At 68.5% G+C, this 19,613-nt stretch carries 17 protein-coding genes and 3 pseudogenes; 11 read left to right on the forward strand and 9 right to left on the reverse strand.

The features are described from left to right. The first annotated feature begins 377 nt into the window (after positions 1-377). On the forward strand, positions 378-638 hold the full coding sequence (locus ACNPQM_RS09875; protein WP_358860258.1) for a hypothetical protein: 261 nt from the start codon (positions 378-380) through the stop codon (positions 636-638). Between the two features lie 24 nt (positions 639-662). Here the strand turns inward: ACNPQM_RS09875 and ACNPQM_RS09880 are convergent. Both ACNPQM_RS09880 and ACNPQM_RS09885 read right to left on the reverse strand, forming a co-directional pair. After that, positions 663-767 (reverse strand): annotated as a pseudogene (locus ACNPQM_RS09880) (IS5/IS1182 family transposase); the annotation flags it as partial. Between the two features lie 150 nt (positions 768-917). Further along, positions 918-2,144, reverse strand: coding sequence for a cytochrome P450 family protein (locus tag ACNPQM_RS09885; protein WP_418083716.1), 1,227 nt, complete (start codon positions 2,142-2,144; stop codon positions 918-920). Between the two features lie 107 nt (positions 2,145-2,251). Between ACNPQM_RS09885 and ACNPQM_RS09890 the strand changes: the two genes are divergently transcribed. Further along, complete coding sequence (locus ACNPQM_RS09890) at positions 2,252-3,484, forward strand: FAD-dependent oxidoreductase (protein ID WP_358860260.1); 1,233 nt, start codon at positions 2,252-2,254, stop codon at positions 3,482-3,484. Positions 3,485-3,721: 237 nt separating this feature from the next. Here ACNPQM_RS09890 and ACNPQM_RS09895 read toward each other — a convergent pair. After that, positions 3,722-3,994: pseudogene (locus ACNPQM_RS09895) on the reverse strand (ABC transporter ATP-binding protein); the annotation flags it as partial. Positions 3,995-4,244: 250 nt separating this feature from the next. Here ACNPQM_RS09895 and ACNPQM_RS09900 point away from each other — a divergent pair. Then, a complete protein-coding gene (locus ACNPQM_RS09900) occupies positions 4,245-4,673 on the forward strand; it encodes a VOC family protein (protein ID WP_358860261.1) in 429 nt (142 codons plus the stop codon). 416 nt (positions 4,674-5,089) lie between these two features. On the opposite strand, the gene ACNPQM_RS09905 is transcribed toward ACNPQM_RS09900, so the two are convergent. Beyond that, positions 5,090-6,103: a helix-turn-helix transcriptional regulator gene (locus ACNPQM_RS09905; RefSeq protein ID WP_418083717.1), complete on the reverse strand. Its 1,014-nt coding sequence runs from the start codon at positions 6,101-6,103 to the stop codon at positions 5,090-5,092. 150 nt (positions 6,104-6,253) lie between these two features. On the opposite strand from ACNPQM_RS09905, the gene ACNPQM_RS09910 reads away from it, so the two are divergent. Further along, complete coding sequence (locus tag ACNPQM_RS09910; protein ID WP_418083718.1) at positions 6,254-6,940, forward strand: alpha/beta fold hydrolase; 687 nt, start codon at positions 6,254-6,256, stop codon at positions 6,938-6,940. A 97-nt stretch (positions 6,941-7,037) separates the two neighbouring features. Further along, positions 7,038-7,220: pseudogene (locus ACNPQM_RS09915) on the forward strand (IS5/IS1182 family transposase); the annotation flags it as partial. 16 nt (positions 7,221-7,236) lie between these two features. On the opposite strand, the gene ACNPQM_RS09920 reads toward ACNPQM_RS09915, so the two are convergent. Together ACNPQM_RS09920 and ACNPQM_RS09925 are read right to left on the reverse strand one after the other, a co-directional pair. Then, on the reverse strand, positions 7,237-7,824 hold the full coding sequence (locus ACNPQM_RS09920) for a histidine phosphatase family protein (protein ID WP_418083719.1): 588 nt from the start codon (positions 7,822-7,824) through the stop codon (positions 7,237-7,239). A gap of 215 nt (positions 7,825-8,039) precedes the next feature. After that, entirely contained in the window at positions 8,040-8,768 is a 729-nt protein-coding gene (locus ACNPQM_RS09925) for an SDR family oxidoreductase (protein WP_418083749.1), read from the reverse strand. 1,762 nt (positions 8,769-10,530) lie between these two features. Between ACNPQM_RS09925 and ACNPQM_RS09930 the strand changes: the two genes are divergently transcribed. Continuing rightward, positions 10,531-11,358, forward strand: coding sequence for a hypothetical protein (locus tag ACNPQM_RS09930; RefSeq protein ID WP_418083720.1), 828 nt, complete (start codon positions 10,531-10,533; stop codon positions 11,356-11,358). A 199-nt stretch (positions 11,359-11,557) separates the two neighbouring features. Here the strand turns inward: ACNPQM_RS09930 and ACNPQM_RS09935 are convergent, their stop codons facing one another. Beyond that, entirely contained in the window at positions 11,558-12,013 is a 456-nt protein-coding gene (locus ACNPQM_RS09935; protein ID WP_358861464.1) for a MarR family winged helix-turn-helix transcriptional regulator, read from the reverse strand. A 157-nt stretch (positions 12,014-12,170) separates the two neighbouring features. On the opposite strand from ACNPQM_RS09935, the gene ACNPQM_RS09940 reads away from it, so the two are divergent. After that, the gene (locus ACNPQM_RS09940) at positions 12,171-13,628 is read left to right on the forward strand and encodes an MFS transporter (protein ID WP_418083721.1); all 1,458 of its coding nucleotides are present in this window, start codon (positions 12,171-12,173) and stop codon (positions 13,626-13,628) included. Between the two features lie 93 nt (positions 13,629-13,721). On the opposite strand, the gene ACNPQM_RS09945 is transcribed toward ACNPQM_RS09940, so the two are convergent. Then, positions 13,722-14,864 carry a site-2 protease family protein gene (locus tag ACNPQM_RS09945; RefSeq protein ID WP_418083750.1) on the reverse strand — a complete coding sequence of 381 codons (1,143 nt, stop codon included), beginning with the start codon at positions 14,862-14,864 and terminating at the stop codon, positions 13,722-13,724. A 303-nt stretch (positions 14,865-15,167) separates the two neighbouring features. Here ACNPQM_RS09945 and cpt point away from each other — a divergent pair, with 303 nt between their 5' ends. After that, on the forward strand, positions 15,168-15,701 hold the full coding sequence (gene cpt / locus ACNPQM_RS09950; RefSeq protein ID WP_358861462.1) for a chloramphenicol phosphotransferase CPT: 534 nt from the start codon (positions 15,168-15,170) through the stop codon (positions 15,699-15,701). Between the two features lie 233 nt (positions 15,702-15,934). Beyond that, complete coding sequence (locus tag ACNPQM_RS09955; protein WP_418083722.1) at positions 15,935-16,111, forward strand: CsbD family protein; 177 nt, start codon at positions 15,935-15,937, stop codon at positions 16,109-16,111. Positions 16,112-16,512: 401 nt separating this feature from the next. Here the strand turns inward: ACNPQM_RS09955 and ACNPQM_RS09960 are convergent, their stop codons facing one another. Further along, complete coding sequence (locus tag ACNPQM_RS09960) at positions 16,513-16,920, reverse strand: DUF2795 domain-containing protein (protein ID WP_358861460.1); 408 nt, start codon at positions 16,918-16,920, stop codon at positions 16,513-16,515. Positions 16,921-17,603: 683 nt separating this feature from the next. On the opposite strand from ACNPQM_RS09960, the gene ACNPQM_RS09965 reads away from it, so the two are divergent. Together ACNPQM_RS09965 and ACNPQM_RS09970 are read left to right on the forward strand one after the other, a co-directional pair. Then, a complete protein-coding gene (locus ACNPQM_RS09965) occupies positions 17,604-17,735 on the forward strand; it encodes a hypothetical protein (protein WP_358861459.1) in 132 nt (43 codons plus the stop codon). 450 nt (positions 17,736-18,185) lie between these two features. Then, positions 18,186-19,262, forward strand: coding sequence for a glycerophosphodiester phosphodiesterase family protein (locus tag ACNPQM_RS09970; RefSeq protein ID WP_418083723.1), 1,077 nt, complete (start codon positions 18,186-18,188; stop codon positions 19,260-19,262). The last annotated feature ends 351 nt before the right edge of the window (positions 19,263-19,613 follow it).

Genomic DNA, 19,613 nt, shown 5'->3' on the forward strand with positions numbered 1-19,613 from the left:
ATTCGATACACGCCCAAAGGGCTGTCCCGTACTCCCTGGCGGGCGCACGACGACAGCTGCGGCACCTCGCTGCGTTGTCGGAACGCCCGAATACACTCAGTATGAGGACGCCCCTCCGCCTTGCGATGCACCACATCTGACACCGCGCGCCGATCCGCCAGGGATTAGGGGGCAATCCTTGGACGAGGGAGAGAACCGTCGCCGCCTCGCCGGCGACCTCCAGCTGCCGTCCTCGCGCTGACCGCGTGTGCGGTGCCGCCGGGGCGACCTCGCTGCTGGCGGTCGGCGAGTGGATCGCGGGCAGGTCGTACTTCTTCGCCGTATTCCACCGTCTGAAATCCGCCTTTTGACTCAGGCCTGCTGGAAGGATTCCGGCCATGACTGACAGCGCCCCGGGCCGACAGGCACGCGAATTGCTCACCAAGGCATCCCAGCACCCGATCGCCAGCCCTCAGCGCGACGCTCTGGTGGCCGAAGCAGCCGTGTGGGCACGGCTGGAGCACGCAGCCAGCATGGACAAATACACGGCCGCAGCAGTTGATATGGAGTCCGCGCTGGCCTCCCTCGCCGCCCCTGTGCAGAAACTCGGCAGCGAGGTCGGTGACCTGACCGAACGCATCAAGCTCGGCCAGAAGTGAGCGCCTGCGCCGTCAAGAGACAGCGGCGCGGTGTCTTTTGAGACGATTGATGCCGCACTCGACCGTGTGCCGAGCCTTGTAGTCCTGCGGGTCGAACTTCGGCGGCAGGCCACCCCGCGAGCCGCACTTCTTGCGGTTGCGGGCCTGGTCGGCCTGGTCCAGGGTGACCCAGCGGCGGGCTTTCTGCCTGTGCTGACGTCATCGGCGGAGTACCTGCCGGGTGCGGTCGCAGCCGGAGGCGTTCCGCCAGTTGCGCGCGCCGGGCCGGCGTTCGCTTGCTCAGTTCGGGTCGGCCGACGTGAAGGTGACGGGCAGCCGCTCGGGACCGCGCAGCCCGCCGGGCCGCCACTGCAGCTCGCCGGGCGGCACGGCCAGGGTGAGGTGGTGGAGGCGACGCAGGACGGTGCCGATGGCGATCTGTCCCTCGAGCCGGGCCAGTGGCGCTCCCAGGCAGTAGTGGATGCCGTGCCCGAACGCGAGGTGAGTGTTGTCCTGTCGGGTGATGTCCAGGTGATCGGGGTCGGAGAACCGTGCCGGGTCGCGGTCGGCGATGGCGGAGGCGACCAGCACGGTTGCGCCGCGTGGGACGGCCACGCCCGCGATGGTGACGTCCTCGCGTGCGAACCGGGCGATCCCGGGGCTGACCGGTCCGTCGTAGCGGAGGAACTCCTCGATCGCGCCCGGCAGAAGCGCCGGATCTTCGCGCAGCATCTGAAGCTGGTCGGGGTGGGCGAGCAGCGCCGCGATGCCGCTGCCGATCAGGTTGACCGTGGTGATGTATCCGGCCGCCAACAGCAGGAAGGCCATGGCGATCAGTTCGTCCTCGTCCAGCCGGTGCTCCTCGTCCCCGGTGGTGATCAGGGCACTGAGCAGGTCGTCCCCGGGCTGGGCGCGTTTGGCCTCCAGGAGTTTGGTCAGGTACGAGCGCATCTGCTGCCACACCGCATCCACCTGGGCCGGATCCGGCGGGGCCATCCCCTGGAGGATCATCTCGTCGGTCAACTGTTGGAAGTCGTGCCGGTCTGCCACGGGTACCCCGAGCAATTCGCTGATCACCGTGACCGGAAGCGGCAGCGCGAAGTCCTTGACCAGGTCGGCGTGGCCGACCGGCAGGATCGCGTCGAGCAGTCGGTCGGCGATGACCTGGACGCGGGGTTGCAGCTCGGCCACTCTGCGCGCTGTGAACGCTTTGGAGACCAGACGGCGCAGGCGGGTGTGGTCGGGCGGGTCGGCGCGGAGCATGTTGCGCAGCATGGACTCGCGTTCCGTCGCGGGCAGCCGCTGAATGAGCTGTGGATCCGACGCGTCACGGATGTCACTGCTCAGCCGCGGGTCGGACAGGGCCACGAGGCCGTCTTCGTAGCGCGTGACGAGCCAGGCTTCCAGGCCACCGGCGATGACGACGCGCCGTACCGGGCCGTCCTCGCGCAGCCGTCGGTAGAGCGGGAAGGGGTCTGCCACGAAGGCCGGGTCGGCGTAGGGCAGAAGGACCGGCTGCTGGCTCATCATGCCTCCCAGAAGGATCCGCGAATCTTCGCGGGTGATTTACAGGTTTTGATGGTATATGTCCCATCGTGACGGATGCCGGGATTTCACCGAGGGCAGGGGCTGCGATGGAACGGACCACGTGCTGTGTCGTGGGCGGCGGCCCCGCCGGGATGGTCCTCGGTCTGCTGCTGGCCCGGGCCGGAGTGGCGGTCACGGTTTTGGAGAAGCACGGCGACTTCCTGCGCGACTTCCGCGGCGACACGGTGCATCCGTCCACCCTGGCGCTGCTGGACGACCTCGGCCTGGCGGAGCGGTTTGCCCGTCTGCCGCAGCGTCGGGTGACGACGGTGCAGTTGCCGCTCGGCCCTGACCGTTCGCTGGTCACCGTCGGAGACATCGGCGCGCTGCGGGGCCCGTACAACTACGTGGCGATGGTGCCGCAGTGGGACCTGCTCGACCTCCTCGCGGACGAGGCCGGTCGGGAGCCGTCGTTCTCCGTGCGGATGAGCACCGAGGCGACTTCCTTCCTGGTGGAGCGCGGACGGGTCATGGGGGTGCGGTACCGCACGTCCGACGGCCGCACCGGTGAACTGCGGGCCACCCTCACGGTGGCCTGCGACGGCCGGAGCTCGCTGGCCCGCTCTCGGCCCGAACTGGCCCTGCGGAGATTCGCCTGCCCCATGGACGCGTGGTGGTTCCGGCTGCCACGGCGGGAAGGCGATCCGCACGGGCTCGTGGGAGGCGTCGGCGACCGGTTCCTCACCGCCATGATCGACCGCGGGGACTACTGGCAGTGCGCGGCGCTGATCCCCAAGGGGACCGATGCCGAGCGCCGTGCCGCCGGTCTCGAGCGGTTCATGGCCGACTTCTCGGCCGCCGTCCCCTGGCTCGCGGACCGGGTGCACGCGCTGCGGTCGTGGGACGAGGTGAAGATGCTCGACGTACGGCTCGACCGCCTCCGACGCTGGCACCGCCCGGGACTGCTGTGCATCGGTGACGCGGCGCACGCGATGTCGCCGGTCTTCGGCATCGGCATCAATCTTGCTGTCGAAGACGCCGTCGCCACCGCCCGGTATCTCGTCGAGCCGTTGCGCAGGGGTGCGGTCGGCCTGGGGGACGTACGCGCCGTACAGCGCCGCCGGTGGCCGACCACAGCCGCGACGCAGGCGTTGCAGCGATTCGCCCATGCGCGGGTCATCGCACCCGTACTGGCGGGCCGACCGCCCTTCGGGAACCCCGAGCGGTCGCAGCGGATGACCGAACTGCTCACCACCTCGCGGTGGCTCAAGCGTGTGCCGGCGTACTTCATCGCCTACGGCGCGGTACGCGAACGCCCGCCCGCCGCGTCCATGCGGTGATACCCGGCTCCCGGCCCTCGCCGCTGGCTGGGGCCCCACAACACGCCCGCCGCCCGACCACCGCAGGTCCGGCCGGCACCGACGACGGCGCGATCGCCCGCGTCCCGGGAGCGCCGCCTGTCCTGGTCGCCCGAGTGCCTCTTGCTGCGGCGCGCGGCAGCACGAGGCACCGGCGCAGTTCTGCCGAGTACCGGGGGAGGGCGTCAGGCGGTCGGTCTGCCGGGTCAGGAGTGGTCCCGGGACGGGCGGGGTGCTGGGGTTCGGCACCTGGGCGCGGGAATTCGGCGTGTACTGGGCGGCCTGGGTGTGGAACATGGCTGCGTACCGTCCGTCTGCGGCGATCAGTTCATCGTGGGTGCCGTGCTCGCTCAGGCGTCCCTGGGTGAGGACGCAGATGGTGTCGGCGTGGCGGACACCGGACATGCGGTGGGTGACCAGGACCACCGTCCGGTGTGGCCCGGCGAGTTGACGGATGCGGTTGAAGGCATCGATCTCTGCTTCGGGGTCGAGGTTTGTCTATGACTGTCAACTAACTGTCCGCGTCGGATGGCAGGGCTGCCCTCAGGCACGTCAGTCACGACCCCGGAGCAGGTGGAAAATTGGTTGAGCCGAGAGTGATCATGTGGCAGGCTCGCCAGCCTTGACCGAGATCACCAAGTTTCACGACAACGGGGTGGACATCGATGCATCCCTGGTGGTGCGTCTGCTCGCCACACGGCGATGACGTCCGGGGTTTCGGTGAACAGCACGTGGAGGGCTGATGGCATCGATCAAGCAGTTCCAGGTCACCTTCGACTGCGCAGAACCTGAGCGCCTCGCTCGTTTCTGGTGCGAGGTGTTGGGGTACGTCGTACCGCCGCCACCGGAGGGGTTTGCCACTTGGGACGATTTCAAGCGCTCGCAGCCACCTGAGCAGCGGGATTCATGGTTCGCCTGCAGTGATCCCTCAGGTGTGGGCCCGCGACTGTACTTCCAGCGCGTCCCCGAAGGGAAGGCCGCCAAGAACCGGCTGCATCTCGACGTGCGGGTCGGCACCGGACTCGTAGGTGAAGAGCGCCTCGCCGCACTTGAGGCCGAATGCGCGCGACTTGTCCCGCTCGGCGCGGTACACGTGCGTACGCTGTATGACGGCAATGATTCGTGCATCCCGATGCAGGACATCGAGGGCAACGAGTTCTGTATCGACTGAGGGGCCGCGAACGCGTCTTCGCTCTGCTCCCATGGACCAAGACGAAGAACCGTCCCCGACCTGGCAGGGCGCTGCAGCGGCTCCCGGACCGTCCGGCGGGCGCCCGGACACCCGTGCCCTCAAGCCGCGCGTCCCGCCGGATCGCGGCGAACATCTCCACCTTGGTCATCCGCGCCATCTGTGCTCCTTGAACTCGGAGCACAGATGGCGTCCCACTGTCCCTCCGGTGGGACCAACTCGGGTCCTCAGTACTCCAGCCGTAGATCATGATCTTGCTGGCCAGGGCCGATGCGGAGACGGCTGCGGCCACCGTTGATCATCCTGAGTTGTGTCGACAAATGAAGATCACGCGTGCCGAACCGGACGTCGTGCAGGCATGCGGTGAAGGTAGACCTCCGCCAGAGCCACCAGGGAGTTCACTCGCCACCGACTCCTTGGCGCCAACCCTGTCCCGCCCCCGATGCCGGTTCGGACACGGCCGCGCCAAGGCGGGACGCCAGGTTGGCGACCGCATCCCGAAGCTCCGTCCCGCCCACGACATGGAAGGCGTAAGGGACCGCCGCCAGCCACTCCTGCGCGTACATCGCCGGGTTGCGGGTACTGCCGACGAGCACGCAGTGCTCTCCGGCCGCCCCGACGGGTTCGAGCCGTCCCATCGACGGCCCGACCCACGGGACGACCCGCTCCACCGGTGCGTCGAAGAGCACCCGCGTGAGATAGGCCCATCCGGTGCCGAGGTTCTCCTCCAGCACCGTGACCGGGTCGAGGTCCTCCGGCATCCGGAACCCGACCGCACTCTCCTCGGCCACCAGTACCCGATCGACCCGGTAGGTGCGCACGGCGTCCACGCGATGGGAATGGCAGAGCAGGTACCAGCGCGCCCGGCGTACGACGACCGCCCACGGGTCCACCTCCGCCTGCCACTGGTTGCCGGCCTCGCTCCGGTAGGTGATCACCACACGCCGCCTGGACGCGATCGCGTCCACCAGGGCGCTCGTGACGGCGGGATCGGCGTAGGCCGCACTCGGATCGGGCGCGGCAGCGGCATGCTCGCGCAGCGCGGCCGCCTGACGCCCGATCCCCTCGGGCAGCGCGTGGATGACCTTGCCGAGGGCGGAGCCGACGAGGTCCCCGGGGTCGGTGGCGGCGGGCCTGCCGTCGAGCACCGCCATGACCAGGCTGAGCGCTTCGCTCTGGGTGAAGCTCACCGGCGGCAGCCTGGTCCCGCGCCGCAACTGGTAGCCGCCGTGCGGGCCGCGCACGGAATCCACGGGGATGCCGGCCTCCCGGAGGATCGCGACGTAGCGACGTGCGGCGCGATCGGTCACCCCGAGTCGCTCCGCGAGCTGCTCGGCCGTCGTGCCGGGGCGGGTCCGCAGGATCTCAAGGGTGCGCAGCGCGCGGGCGGTGGGGCTCGTTCCGGTCTCCACCTCGGACAGCGTAGGCGGCTTCCTGACAATCAGGAAGCAGATCGTCCTGAACCCCTCCTAGCATGGCAAAGCCCGGTCGGGCAGGCCGCGTCCACTCGACGCTTTCGGCTGCTGTCTTTACTCCAACCTCGACGGAAAGTTGATCTCACTGTGGAAATCCTGCTCATCGGTGGTCTGTGGCTGGACGGCACCGCATGGGACGCGGTGACACCGACCCTTGAGACGCTCGGACACCGCCCGCGGCCGGTGACCCTTCCGGGCCAGGGCGACGGACGCTCGTCCGCCACGCTCGACGAGCAGCTGGCGACGGTCCTCGCCGCCGTCGATGCAACGGTGGAAAAGCCCCTGCTCGTGGCGCACTCGGCCGCCTGCACCCTCGGCTGGCTGGCCGCTGACGCGCGCCCGGAGCGGGTGGCCAAGCTGGCGCTGATCGGCGGCTTCCCCAACGAGGACGGCCAGCCGTACGCCGACTTCTTCGAGACGCGCGACGGCGCCATGCCCTTCCCCGGCTGGGGCCCGTTCGAGGGTGCGGACAGCGCCGACCTCGACGAGGAACTGCGGCGGCGCATCGAAGCCGATGCCATCCCCGTCCCCGAGCAGGTGGCCAGGGGCGTGGTCCGGCTGTCGGACGAGCGCCGCTATGAGGTTCCGGTCGTGGTGGTCTGCCCGGAGTTCACCCCGGAGCAGGCCCGCGAATGGATCGCTGCCGGCGAGGCGCCGGAGCTCACCAGGGCCAAGCAGGTCGAGTTCGTCGACATCGACTCCGGCCACTGGCCGATGTTCACCAAGCCGGCCGAGCTCGCCCGCCTCCTCGGGGCAGTGGCAGCCGGGCACTGACTGAACGGGGCTTTGACCGTGGATTACATCGTCCGCCAGCTGAACGCCTCGACCTGGGACGCGTTCGCCGAACTCGTTGACGCATCGCCTGGCCTGACGGGGCGTCGAGTCCTCCACCCACTTGGGCCGCCACTGCTGGGTTGTCGAGCGGTCCGTGGCCTGGCTCGCCGGATGCCGCAGGCTCCACCGCCGCTACGAACGCAAGGCCGACCACTTCCTTGCCCTCGCCGGCATCGCCGCGGCGCTCATCTGCTTCCGGCGCCTCGCAAGTCAGCTGTGAGGCAGCGGGCCTCACGCTACGGAACGTTCCAGGCCGAGATGAACGGCTGCCCGTCCTCAGTGGCCAGAAAGCTGAGAGTGCCTGGATGCGGGTGACCGAGCAGTCGGCTCGCCGGCGCGTCCAGGCCGAGCCAGCGCACGGTGAGCACGCGGGCCAGGTGACCGTGCGCAACGACGGCAACATCGCCGTCGGTCAGCAGCGGACGAATGCGGTCCAGTACCGCGTCCGTGCGCGCGGCCACCTCCTGGAGCTGCTCGCCGGGGTGATCGGCGTCGCCAGGAATGACGCCGTCTCGCCACAGGTCCCAGCCCGGCCGCGACTCGCGGATCTGCTCGGCGGTCAGGCCCTCGTAGCCGCCGTAGTCCCACTCCAACAGGTCGGGATCGGGCTTGGCTCCGGTCAGGCCGGCGAGCTCTGCCGTCCGCATGGCGCGGCTCAGCGGACTGCTGAACACGGCCACCAGACGGCGGTTGGCCAACCTCGGGGCGAGCGCCCTGGCCGCTGCCTCACCCGCGTCGGTCAGCCGAACGTCGGTCCGGCCGGCGTGCTGGCCCGACAAACTCCACTCGGTCTGGCCGTGCCTGATCACTATCAGCTCACCCATGGCTGCGCACGCTATCTGATCTTGTGGCACTCCGAAGGAGGTTCCTCACCTTCGCGATCGTTGCAGGCGCATGGTGGCCACGGCGGCGCGTTTACGCTCGAGGGAGACCTTTAAAGGCGGGCTCGGTATTGGAACTGTCTGAATGCCCCCGGTCCGGGGCCCATGGGCCCCGGACCGCGGTGTGAGTCGCCGTGCGTGGACGTGTCAGGAATCGGTCAGACCTGTTCGAAGTGGAACGCCTTGATGAAGCAGTCGCGGGGCTGGGCGACGGCGAAGAGGATGCACTCCACGAGTGACTGTGCGGTGAGAGCGTCCTTGGCCTCGCGCGGTGTGGTCTCCCATTGCCCGGAGAGCGGGTCAGGGTTTTCGAAGTCGGGCGGGTAGAGAGAGATCACCCGGACTCCCCGGGGCCGCAGGCGCTTGGAGAGGATCTCGGTGAACCCTGCCTGGGCGCTCTTGGCCGCGTAGAAGGCGTCGTGCGCGTCCGAGCGGTGATGACCGGCCGTTCCGCAGGCAGAGACCATGGTCACCACGTCTGGCTTGTCCGAGTTGAGTAGCAGAGGGAGGAAGTTCTTCACGGTCAGGACGGTGCCGGTGGCGCCGGATGCGATGGTGTCGACGACGTCGGCGTCGGATGCGGATTGGAGGTCAGGTCCTTCGAGGTAGCGGGAGCCGTTGTTGATCAGCACGTCAATGCGGTCGGTGTGACGGGCGACGTCGGCAGCGAAGTCGCGGATCGAGGCCGGGTCGGTCAGGTCGCAGGCGAAGGCGTGGACCTGCTGGTGCCCTCGGCCGCGAATCTCGTCGCGGACACGTTCAGCGGCGGCGAGAGTGCGCGCGGAGAGGAAGACCTCGGCGCCGAGGTCCGCGAGACGGATGGCCAGAGTGCGTCCGAAATCGCGGCCGGCGGCGGTAATGACCACACGGTGATCGTCGAATCTCATGTCGGTGCTCCCGGTGCGTAGATCGGAGGTTGTGGTGAAGTGCGGCGGCTGGCCTCGGCGGCGCAGGCGGCCCAGTCTCCCGCAGCGGCTTGCCCGCAGGTGGGACAGGGGGCGCCAGAGCTCGGCGTCCGGTTTGGTGCAGGGACCGCAAACGATGGAGTGAGCTTGGCGTCGGTCGCAGCCGCCGCAGCGGGCCAGGCCGGTGAGCTTCGAGAGCGTGCAGCGTGCGGTGCGGCCGCAGATCGAGCAGAGCAGTATGGGCAGGGGACGGCAGTTCGGACAGACCGGCCCCGCTGCGGTGCGGGAGCTGACCATGCGTGATCCGCCGCAGACGGTGCGGGTCTCCCGGTTCGCGGGATCCCTGACCAGGCAGTTCGCACGCAACGGCCCGTCTTGGGCGTCACGGGTGGCCGGTTCGCGCCGGGCACCACAGCGTGCGGATTCTTCGATGCGGGACTTGGCTTTGCAGTTGCGGCAGACTCGCTGCCCGTTGAGCGGCTTGTCGATGTGGACGACCCGGTGGCAGCGAGGACAGGCGGGCCGGGCGATCCCCGCGACGCCTGCTTCGTGCAGCAGGTCGGCGGAGTGTGCGTACGCGGCGGCCATCGAGGCCGCACCGAAGACTGCGGCTCCCGTGACCCGCATGCGCGGTTGCTGGACGGAGTCGAGTCACTCCTCACTCGGCTTCCGAGTGAGCCTTCGCAGGGGAAGCTCTGACTCGTCAGTGCCACTGCCTGTGGGGTCGCGGCGGCTGGCAGGGCAAAGCTGCTGCGACGACGTGGCCGGTGAGGTGGCACGCGTCTAGAACCGGATGCCCGGGCTTCTCGCCCGGGCCCCCTCCCTGAGCGGGTCCTGGGCCCCCGTCTTGACCGTCCGGCCGTGGCGGCCCTGCTCGAACGTGCGGCTCCCCAGGCAGCTAGGGCGTGTTTCGAAAGTCCCGCCTACCAGGCGGCGTCTGGCACGCCCTACGGGCGGACGACGCTATTTTTGAATGGCGCCCTCGTCGAGGAAGGCAGGACGGCGAGGACCGGTTACCCTGCTGCGGCCCCAGGTCGCGCGCGGCCGAACGTGCTGGCGAAGGCCTACTCGCCGCCTCCGCCTCGCTGTCGCAGCCGGCCTCACGGGCCTACTGCGACAAGAAATGCCGGGAGGGCGAACGCCAGGGCGCGCTTGGCGGGAATTGCCGACTGAAGCGCCAATTTCGCATGCCCCTGACCTGGGCCCGGAGCGGTGTGGTCCACTTCGGTGGCCCAGCTGACCATCTGCGACGGACGGCCCGTGGCGACCAATGTGAGTGCAATCACCGCCAGCCCTGCCGGCCGACCCTCTGCCGGAATGACGCTCGGTCGGTGTCAGTCGGTACAGCCGTGGGCGTGACGCGCCACCCGCTTGCGCCACAGGGCTGAGGGGTCCCGTCCCGCTCGGCGATGATGTGCCTGAGCCGCGCCGTGACCGATGCTCAGGGCGCCCCTTTGCCTCCGGGGGCCGACCCTGGTCTATGCCCTCGCCCTCTACGCGACCGATCGGGTACTGACCGCCATTCAGAGTGCTGCGAAAAAAGGAAAGTGACGGTCATTCAGGTGGAGGTCAACATGACTATTTTTCAAATAGGCGAAGCTTATATGCGTAAATAGCGCAAATTCACTCGATCGGCTGTCAGGTGTCACGCTTTAGAGGTGTCCGATATGACAGATAAAAACATTGTTCAGTACGTTTGTCACGTATCGGCTCGAGCCGATGTGTCTGGGACAGGAGAAGCGATATGACCACGCGAACTGTCGTCGTGACCGCCGCCGTTGTAGGCGCCGCGGCCCTGGCGGCAACCGGTATCAACTACGCCACGGCTGCGGATAGCCCCGCAGCCGCGCCCGTTGTCCAGCAACAGGCCGCCGCTCCCGCCGCGGCTCCGCTGGAAGAGGGCGGCGGGAAGGGTAATGGCAACGGCGGCAACGGCGGCAACGGTGGCGGCTACGGCGGCAACGGTGGCGGCGGCCGAGGTGGCGACAACGGAGGCGGCTACGGCGGCAACGGCGGCAACGGCGGCAACGGTGGCGGCTACGGCGGCAACGGCGGCAACGGCGGCAACGGTGGCGGCTACGGCGGTAACGGTGGCGGCGGCCGAGGTGGCGACAACGGAGGCGGCTACGGCGGCAACGGTGGCGGCTACGGCGGCAACGGTGGCGGCTACGGCGGCAAGGGTGGCGGCGGCCGAGGTGGCGACAACGGAGGCGGCTACGGCGGCAAGGGTGGTGGCGGCTACGGCGGCGGCTACGGCGGCGGCTATGGCGGCGACTACGACAGAGGAAGGATCTTCTTCAACGAGCGGTCCTACTCCGCTCACTCCGACGGCTGCATCACCGTGGTGAGCGGTCTGGGTTCCAGGACTCTCAACGTCCGCAACGACAGCCGCCGGACCGTTGAGGTCTTCCGCGGCGCGACCTGCGACAACGGCTCTCCCGTTGCCACTGTCGGCCCGTGGAGCACCAGCAACGGTGTCACCCCGCGCTTCGTCCACGGCGGCGTGTTTGTCAAGAACGGTGTCGTCGGGAGCTTCCGAGTGATCGAGGACCACTACCGCGACAGGTGGTAACAGCAACGCTCGCACATCATGGAAACCCTGGCCCGCCGGAATCGGGCCAGGGTTTCCGGTCTTCGATCGGCGGTGTGCACCGGGTCGGCGTTGCGAAAGCCGGAGGGTGCGGCCGCACACAGTTGAACGACCGGTATGCAGGCTTCATGGTTACCACACTCCCTGTAGCGGGAGGCCGTTCGGTACCTGTGCTGCCGTGTCACGGCCGCGGCCAGGGCCTGCCGTCCAGGCGCTCGATGTCGGTGTTGAAACGCTTGAGGTAGTCGGCGAAGGCGGCGATGTCCTCGTCGGACCAGTCGGCCATGATCTGTTCCAGGGTATGGATGGTGCCCTCGCGCTCCTCGTCGAGACGCTGCTCGCCTTCCGCGGTGATACGGAACTTGCGCGCCATGCCGCCATCGGGGTCCGGGATGCGCTCGACGAGTCCGGCGCGCATGGCGGCCGCGGTCTGCCGGTTCAGGGTGGATGCGTCGAGGCCGAAGGCGTCACCGAGCTGGCCGATGGACATCGGGCCCTGCACTCGGATGCGGCTGAGCAGGATGTACGCGCTGCGCTCCAGGGTGCTGCCCTTACGCCGCCCCTTCGACTTGTGAAGGTGAAGGTAGCGGCTCTGCAGCATCTGCTCGTACTCCACCTGGCGTGTGGCCCTGGTCATCGGATCTCCTCGACGGTCCCGTGCATGCCGGACGACGCATGCGATGTCGCAATGATCCTGCCCCATGCATGATGCATGCAACATGGTCGATACATGAGATGTGTATGATGCATACTCTCTTCCGGTCTCGAACCCCGAACACGTAGAGGAGCCCTTCATGGACGGCCCCCAGCCAACCCCCCGATCGGGCGGCGTCGTCGGCACGCTCGCGCTTGCCGGCACTGTCGCCGCGATCATGCAGACTCTGGTGACTCCGCTGATCGCGGATCTGCCGCAGATCCTGCACACCACGTCCTCCAATGCCACGTGGGTGATCACCGTCACGCTCCTGTCGGCAGCGGTCTGCGTCCCCGTCGCCGGCCGCCTCGGCGACCTGCTGGGCAAGCGCAAGATGCTGCTCGCCTCCTGTGTGCCGCTGATCGTCGGCTCGGTGGTGTGCGCCCTGACCTCGTCCGCCGGCATGATGATCGTCGGGCGCGGTCTGCAGGGCATGGGCATGGGCGTGGTGCCGCTCGGCATCAGCCTGCTGCGTGACCTGTTGCCGGCCGAAAAGCTCAGCTCTTCCATTGCACTGGTGAGCGCCTCCATGGGCATCGGCGGCGGCCTCGGCCTGCCGATCGCAGCCGCAGTCGCGGAGTACACGAGCTGGCGGGCACTGTTCTGGGGGTCGGCTGTCCTCGCCGCACTGATCGCCGTGATGATCTGGTCCTTCATTCCCAACGTACCGGCCGCAGCGAAGGGGGAGCGCTTCGACCTGGCAGGGGCGCTCGGTCTCGGCGTGGGCCTGGTCTGTCTGCTGCTCGCGATCTCCAAGGGTGCGGACTGGGGCTGGGGCTCGGGCAGCACGCTCGGCCTTTTCGCCGCCGCGGTCGTGGTCCTGCTGGTCTGGGGTTTCTGGGAGATGCGCACCCGCGACCCGCTGATCGACCTGCGCACCACCGCCCGCCCCCGGGTGCTGCTCACCAACGCCGCCTCGATCCTGATCGGCGTCGGCATGTACGCGCAGATGCTGATCGTGCCGCAGCTGCTGCAGTTCCCCAAGGCCACCGGCTACGGCCTCGGCCAGTCGATGCTGGCGATGGGCCTGTGGATGGCGCCCGCCGGCCTCGTCATGATGGTCGTCTCCCCGTTCGGCGGGAAGCTGACCAACGCGCGTGGCCCGAAGTTCACCCTCGTCTCCGGGGCCCTCGTGATTGCGGCCGGCTACGGCCTGTCCATGGCGCTGATGGGCTCGACCTGGGGTCTGCTGATCGTCACCGTCGTGATCAGTGGTGGCGTCGGTCTCGCCTACGGCGCGATGCCCGCCCTGATCATGAGCGCGGTCCCGATGTCCGAGACGGCCGCCGCGAACGGCTTCAACGCGCTGATGCGCTCGCTCGGCACCTCGATCGGCGCCGCGGTGATCGGTGCCGTCCTCTCGCAGATGACGGTCACCATGGGTGGCTTCACGTTCGCCTCCGAGGACGGCTTCCGCGTCGGCCTGCTGATCGGCGGCGGCGTCGCGCTCTTGGCAGCCGCTGTGGCAGCGGTCATCCCGGGCGTTGCCCGGTCCGCCGCTGCGCAGGACGGTGAGACGGGGAACGCCGTTACCACCGAGCCCGCTGTCAAGGCCTGACGGAGGAGCATCGGCAGGGCCGTCCGCTCCGGGGCTTCGGTGTCCCGGGGCGGTCGCGTACCCGCCCACCGCTCGAACAGGCCGTGCCGGAAGTCATCCGTCGGGAGTCGAAGTGGCGTCATCCGGGCCCGCTGCATGCAGCTGGGCGACTCGGTCGATGTCGTGGGCGGTGACGATCCCGTCGAGTCGGCCGCCGTCCGTGACCAGGATGGGCAGCCCGCCGCCTGAGCCGAGACGGTCCAGGACCCCGGTGAGGAGCTCGTCAGGTGTGGCGAGCGTGCACTGCGACAGCGGGGTCGCCACCTCCCGTATACGCAGCGTCTCCCGCTGCTCGGACGGCACGGCACCGAGTCGGCGCAGCCGTACGACGCCGCTGGGACGGCCCTCGAAGTCCACCAATGGCAGGACCGAATGACCTGCCTGTGCGGCAACGTCGGACAGGAAACGGTTCACCGTCAGCCAGTCCGGACCGGTTGCGGCCGGACTGGTCATCGCCTCCCTCACTCGTACACCGCGCAGGACCGTACGGAGCTCGGCCCACCGTCGTTCGGCCGCGGCGGTGAGCGCCACGAACCAGCCGATGACCAGCAGCCACAACCCACCCGGCACCCCCCTCACAAAAGCCAGCCACCCGAGCACAGCGAGACCCATACCGAGGATCTGCCCGCTGCGCCCGGCCGCCCGCCGGGCCCGGTCCTCATCACCCGTACGCCACCACAGCGCGGCCTGCAGAACCCGGCCACCGTCCAAGGGCGCGGCGGGAAGCAGATTGAAGACGCCCAGCAGCAGGTTCGTGCCGCCCAGCCACGCCAGCACAACAGCTGGTATCCGCCAGCCCCCTGCACCGGCCCCGACCGCGACCCCCAGTGCGGCCCCGCCGAGCACCAGGCTGGCGAGCGGCCCGCTCACGGCGACCGCGAGCGCCGCCCGCGCCGTCGCAGGCCGCTCCATCCGGGTTATTCCACCCAGCGCCCACAACGTAATGTCCCGCACAGGGATCGCGGACCTGCGGGCCGTGAGCGCGTGCGCCAGCTCATGTACCACCAGACTCACCAGCAACAGCAGCGCACCGATGACTCCAGCCACCGCGTACACCACCGATGCCAGGCCCGGCACGTACGCAGGCAGTGTGCGGCTGCCCAGACCGTACGCGAAGAGCAGCATGATCAGCGGCACGCTCCAATGCGCACGCAGCTCCAGCCCCCGCACACTCCCGATCCGGATCGAACCCTTCATTGCGATCACCCGCAGACGGAACACGACGCACGGCCGCCGACGGAACTCCGTCCCCTTACATGGTCCGTCAGCCGCCCCAGCGACCGGAACCACTCAACGACCTTGCGTCGGAGTGATGCCGCCTTGTGCCGGCCACAAGACCCAGCAGGAAGCCCCGAGACCGGGGTCACCGTGATCCCGGGGCGTCTTTGCGATTTCGTCTCCTCGGTGCCGCGACCGGGAAGTTCACCGGGTTGCGGCCTGCGGTGTGGTGCTCGCTGAAATCCGTTTCGAGCGTTGTTGCGGTGACGCTACTGTGGCGCGGTGACGACTCAGGTGATCTTTCTCAATGGTGGCTCGAGCTCAGGGAAGTCCGGGATCGTGCGGTGTCTGCAGGCGGTCCTGCCGGGTCCGTGGCTGGCCTTCGGGGTCGACACGCTGGTGGACGCGATGCCCGCGTCCATGCAGGCATCGGATACCGGCATCGAGTTCGCTCCGGACGGTGAGGTGATCGTCGGGCCGGAGTTCCGGACTCTTGAAGCAGCCTGGATTGAGGGAATCGCCGCGATGGCCCGTGCGGGCGCCCGGATCATCATCGACGAGGTCTTCCTCGGTGGCGCGGAATCACAGCAGCGATGGCAGAAGGCTCTGGGCGAACTGCGGGTGCTGTGGGTCGGCGTCCGGTGCGATGGCGTGATTGCCGCAGGCCGTGAGATCGCACGAGGAGATCGGGTCACCGGGATGGCCGTGTCCCAGGCCGATGTGGTCCACCGGGGCATGGTCTACGACCTGGAGGTGGACACCGGGCATGCCGAGTCGATGGAGTGCGCACGGGCCATCGCCGTACATGTCAGGTAAGCGACGGCTCGGTTGTCGGCCGCTGTCACCGTAGCGCCGGGACGGTGTGCGTCAGGCGTGGCCGCTTCCGAGATCACCTGCGCGCGTGACCTCGACGGGCCGAGATGTCCTCTGGCCAGACGTGGTCCCGGCATGCGCGTGCTGGTTTGCAGCACTTCGGTGGCAGAGGCAGGGTGGGATGACAACCCCGCTTACCACAGCCCTGCCGAACGCTCGGAAGGACAGGGATTCTGATGACCAAGGGCACGGCGAAGGCGAAACAGGTCAAGGGCAAGATGAAGGAGACCCTTGGCAAGGCAATCGGCGATAAATCCACGCAGAAGCATGGTCTGGGCGAGCAGCTGCGCGGGAAGGCGCAGGAGATCGCCCACAAGACGGCCGACCAGTACAGGAAGCGGACGGGGCACTGACCTCGACCACTCGGCAGGCGCAGGAGAAGTATCGGTTCTGCCGCTGGCGCCCGTGCGCCATTCTTGCCCGGGCCCGGCGCGCGGGGTGGCTCACGCTGCTCGAAGACACACCGCCCAGGAGCGCACCGAGACCCTTCCGACCCGACCGCCCGTCTCGCGATGCGCGGACGCCTCCGTGCGTCGCCCGCACCCGAGTCGGGACGCTGGAGCAGGGCGCCATGTACGAGGCCGGGCGTACACAACCACCGTGTCCTCCGCCCGCACCATGATTGTCCGGTTCCCGTCGAATGTGGGCTCCTAGCACCATGCCGGCGACTGTCCAGCGGGGGAGGTGCTCGGGCGAGGCGTTGGGACTGAGTGGGCCGGGACAGCGTACGTCGGCTATCCGCCTATGGCCGCCGTCAGGCGTGGGGCCGGTGGCCCAGCGCCCGCACGATCTGCCCCGCGTTCTTGTAGTGCTCGCCCCCGGGCAGTTCACGCACCGCATCGACCAGAGTGTCCGGAGCGTGCTCCTTCGACAAAGTCTGCACGAGTGACGAACGGTCGCCCGGGAAGGCCGTGCGATTCAGGTGGCGCGCCAGATCGGACCTCAGAGTTTCGGCCGCCTTCTCGGCGCGTATCCGGTCCCTTTCCTTGCCTGGTGGGGGGACGGGGCCACCCGGGTCCACTCGCACGTCGTCGTCGGCTGCCGGCTCGGGATCGTAGGTCTCCTCGGCATGGGTGGGGTGGCCGGACCTCAGATAGCCCTGCAGTTCATGCTTCCTCGCATCGTCCTGGTGCGGGCTGACCTGATTGCTTCCTCGTTCCATGGTGGAACACCTTCTCTGTGTGCGGTGATGCTGCCGGACGGTCAGCCGACGGACAGGGCTTCGACAGGCCCTCAACGGCCGGATCGGGCAGCGCCCGGGCGGGCCGGGCCTGCAGTTCACGAGCGGCTGGTGGCTTCCTCAACTATCGGGGCATCGACACATCAGCTGGCGCGCCTCACCGGCCGCCTCTTCGGACGGTTCACGGAGTGCTCCTGCACGCTGCTACGGCCCTGCGTGTGCTGCTGACGGGCAGTCGACGCCTGCGGCTTCAGGTCGAGGTCGTCGTGCCCTTGCTCGCGGGCACGCAGATCGCGCTCTGCCGCCCCCCTTGTGCCTGCTCGCCCCCTCGCCGTGTGGGGGCTGCGATGGCTTCGGCGGTTTGGTCATGTCCTGGCCTCGCTGTCCAGAGTTCATGCTCAGGCGGCTCTCTGCACACTTTTTGAGGGTAGTCGAAATCGCCCATCTGCGCTTATGGGGCCACTCGGGATGCTTTGCACTTCTTTCCCTTGGTGGTGGCCGTTCGGTGGTGGTCGGGCGTATGCGTAGCGGGTGGCGATGCCGCGCCACTGACTGCCCGACAGCCGAGAGGGCTCCTGGTCGGCAAGGCGCCACGAGGACCCTGCCCATGGGCGGCGGACACGAGCCGACCCCGCCGTGGACGTCAGGTCGTACGATGGTCGACCATGGGAGACGCTCGGCACGAGGTCAACGCATGGCGCCAGGGGCGCAACCCGCAGCGTGGGAAAATCGGGGTCCTCGGCTGGACCTTGTTGCTCCTGCTCGTAGTCGCGGTGTTCACCCTGGGGCCACGCTGACCCATGACAGGATCCGGCGCGCCGTGAACCGGGAGAGTGGCTGTGTTGCGGGTGCCGGGACGTGCCCCGGGTTGTATGCGACTGCGTTGATCCCGGCCGGGAGGCGGCGCGCGTACTCATGCACGAGGCGGATGGCGGCCGGTTTGCTCGTCGGGTACGCGGTGCGCCCGTCGGTCGTGGTGTCCGGCTCAGGGAACGCGCCCGCGCGGGCCAGGATGTCCGGGGAAGCCAGGTCGCGCGTCCTGCCCCCATGTTGCGGGTCAGCCGCCGCTCGGGCAGCGGCTTCGGCGAGCGTGGGCAATTTCCCGTGTGGCTGGGCGATTTGCTCCGGTGTCCCGGTGAACAACAGTTCCCGGGCGTTCACGATGTCCTCACGTCCGGGCTTCGTACGGGCTGCAACTGCGGCTTAGCGTCGCAGGGCCCAGTTCGTCCGACGTACATGAGGTTCCCATGTCCCTCCGGCATGCAGTTGCCGCGCTGGCCGTCGTGCCCGCGCTCGTGGTCCCCGCGACGGCCCAGGCGGCCACGGCTCACAACAACCACGTCCCGCCCCAGCAGACCCACTTCGACCTCCAGGCCCACCGCGGTGGCATCGGCATGACCACCGAGGAGTCCCTGGAGGGCTTCGGCAAGGCCCTTCGTCTCGGAGTGACCACCCTGGAGCTGGACACCCACGTCACCAAGGATCAGAAGGTCGTCGTCAACCACGACCGGCAGATCAGCGCCCAGAAGTGCAAGGACACCGGGCCGGTGACGCCGGGCGACCCGATGTACCCGTACGTCGGGAAGTACATCAAGGACCTGACGCTGGCTCAGATCAAGACAATGGACTGCGGTTACCAGCAACTGCCCGGCTTCCCCGAGCAGGAGCAGGTCAAGGGCTTCCGGATGGTGGAGCTCAAGGACGTCCTGAACCTGGTCAAGAGTCACGACGCCAAGCAGGTCAAGCTCAACATCGAGACCAAGGTCGAGGCGGGCGCGCCGGAGCAGACCGCACCGCGCGAGCTGTTCGTCCGCCGCGTCTACGAGGAGATCCACCGCTCGGGGATCGAGCGGCAGGTCACCATCCAGTCCTTCGACTGGGGCGCGCTGAAGGAGATGCACAAGCTCGCGCCGTCCTACCCGCTGGTGGCGCTGACCAACTACGACTTCCTTCAGGTCGGCAAGCCCGGCGCCTCCCCGTGGCTGGGCGGCATCGACGTCGACGACTACGACGGCGACTTCGTCAAGGCTGCCTCCGCTGTCCCAGGTGTCACGGCGCTCTCCCCCAATTACGGCTTCCCGCAGAACGGCACCGTGGCGGACCCGAACTTCCACTTCTACCCCGACGAGAAGATGATCTCCGAGGCCCACGCCCGTGGCCTGAAGGTCATCCCGTGGACCTGTGACGACAACGCCACGGTCGAGGCGCTGATGGACATGGGCGTCGACGGCATCATTACCAACTACCCCAACCACGTGCGGGAGATCATGGCCGAACGCGGCATGCGTCTGCCCAAGGCCTACCCCGCGCCGAACCACCGCTGACGAGCGCCGGCACGGCATAGGCGCGTACGTCCCCGGAGCACCGTTGTTCCGGGGACGTACGCCGTTGCGGGGCGAACGTCGTTACAAGGAGAAGGCGCCGCTGCTCAGCGCAGGGCGGCCACCGCGTCCTGCGCCGGGACCGAGCCTCGGTAAGTGGATTCCTGCGGCGGGTGCTTCCGCGCAATGCCTGTGAGCGGCGCAGGCGGGTCGCGCTGGAACGTCCGTCGGTCCTGATGCCGTTTGCGCCCAGGATGCCGCCGTCAACATCCCGCGACCGCGGATCATCGGTCCCGACGTGACCCCACGACATCGAAGGTCATCCGGCAGAGACTCTAAACGACAGGTGTTGAT

Source organism: Streptomyces sp. NPDC056231, assembly GCF_048270745.1.
GTDB lineage: Bacteria > Actinomycetota > Actinomycetes > Streptomycetales > Streptomycetaceae > Streptomyces.

Coding starts and splice junctions, on each gene's coding strand:
- ACNPQM_RS09875 (WP_358860258.1), top strand. CDS start 378: ATGACTGACAGCGCCCCGGGCCGACAGGCACGCGAATTGCTCACCAAG.
- ACNPQM_RS09885 (WP_418083716.1), bottom strand. CDS start 2,144: ATGAGCCAGCAGCCGGTCCTTCTGCCCTACGCCGACCCGGCCTTCGTG.
- ACNPQM_RS09890 (WP_358860260.1), top strand. CDS start 2,252: ATGGAACGGACCACGTGCTGTGTCGTGGGCGGCGGCCCCGCCGGGATG.
- ACNPQM_RS09900 (WP_358860261.1), top strand. CDS start 4,245: ATGGCATCGATCAAGCAGTTCCAGGTCACCTTCGACTGCGCAGAACCT.
- ACNPQM_RS09920 (WP_418083719.1), bottom strand. CDS start 7,824: ATGGGTGAGCTGATAGTGATCAGGCACGGCCAGACCGAGTGGAGTTTG.
- ACNPQM_RS09925 (WP_418083749.1), bottom strand. CDS start 8,768: ATGAGATTCGACGATCACCGTGTGGTCATTACCGCCGCCGGCCGCGAT.
- ACNPQM_RS09930 (WP_418083720.1), top strand. CDS start 10,531: ATGACCACGCGAACTGTCGTCGTGACCGCCGCCGTTGTAGGCGCCGCG.
- ACNPQM_RS09935 (WP_358861464.1), bottom strand. CDS start 12,013: ATGACCAGGGCCACACGCCAGGTGGAGTACGAGCAGATGCTGCAGAGC.
- ACNPQM_RS09940 (WP_418083721.1), top strand. CDS start 12,171: ATGGACGGCCCCCAGCCAACCCCCCGATCGGGCGGCGTCGTCGGCACG.
- ACNPQM_RS09945 (WP_418083750.1), bottom strand. CDS start 14,864: ATGAAGGGTTCGATCCGGATCGGGAGTGTGCGGGGGCTGGAGCTGCGT.
- ACNPQM_RS09955 (WP_418083722.1), top strand. CDS start 15,935: ATGACCAAGGGCACGGCGAAGGCGAAACAGGTCAAGGGCAAGATGAAG.
- ACNPQM_RS09960 (WP_358861460.1), bottom strand. CDS start 16,920: ATGGAACGAGGAAGCAATCAGGTCAGCCCGCACCAGGACGATGCGAGG.
- ACNPQM_RS09965 (WP_358861459.1), top strand. CDS start 17,604: ATGGGAGACGCTCGGCACGAGGTCAACGCATGGCGCCAGGGGCGCAAC.
- ACNPQM_RS09970 (WP_418083723.1), top strand. CDS start 18,186: ATGTCCCTCCGGCATGCAGTTGCCGCGCTGGCCGTCGTGCCCGCGCTC.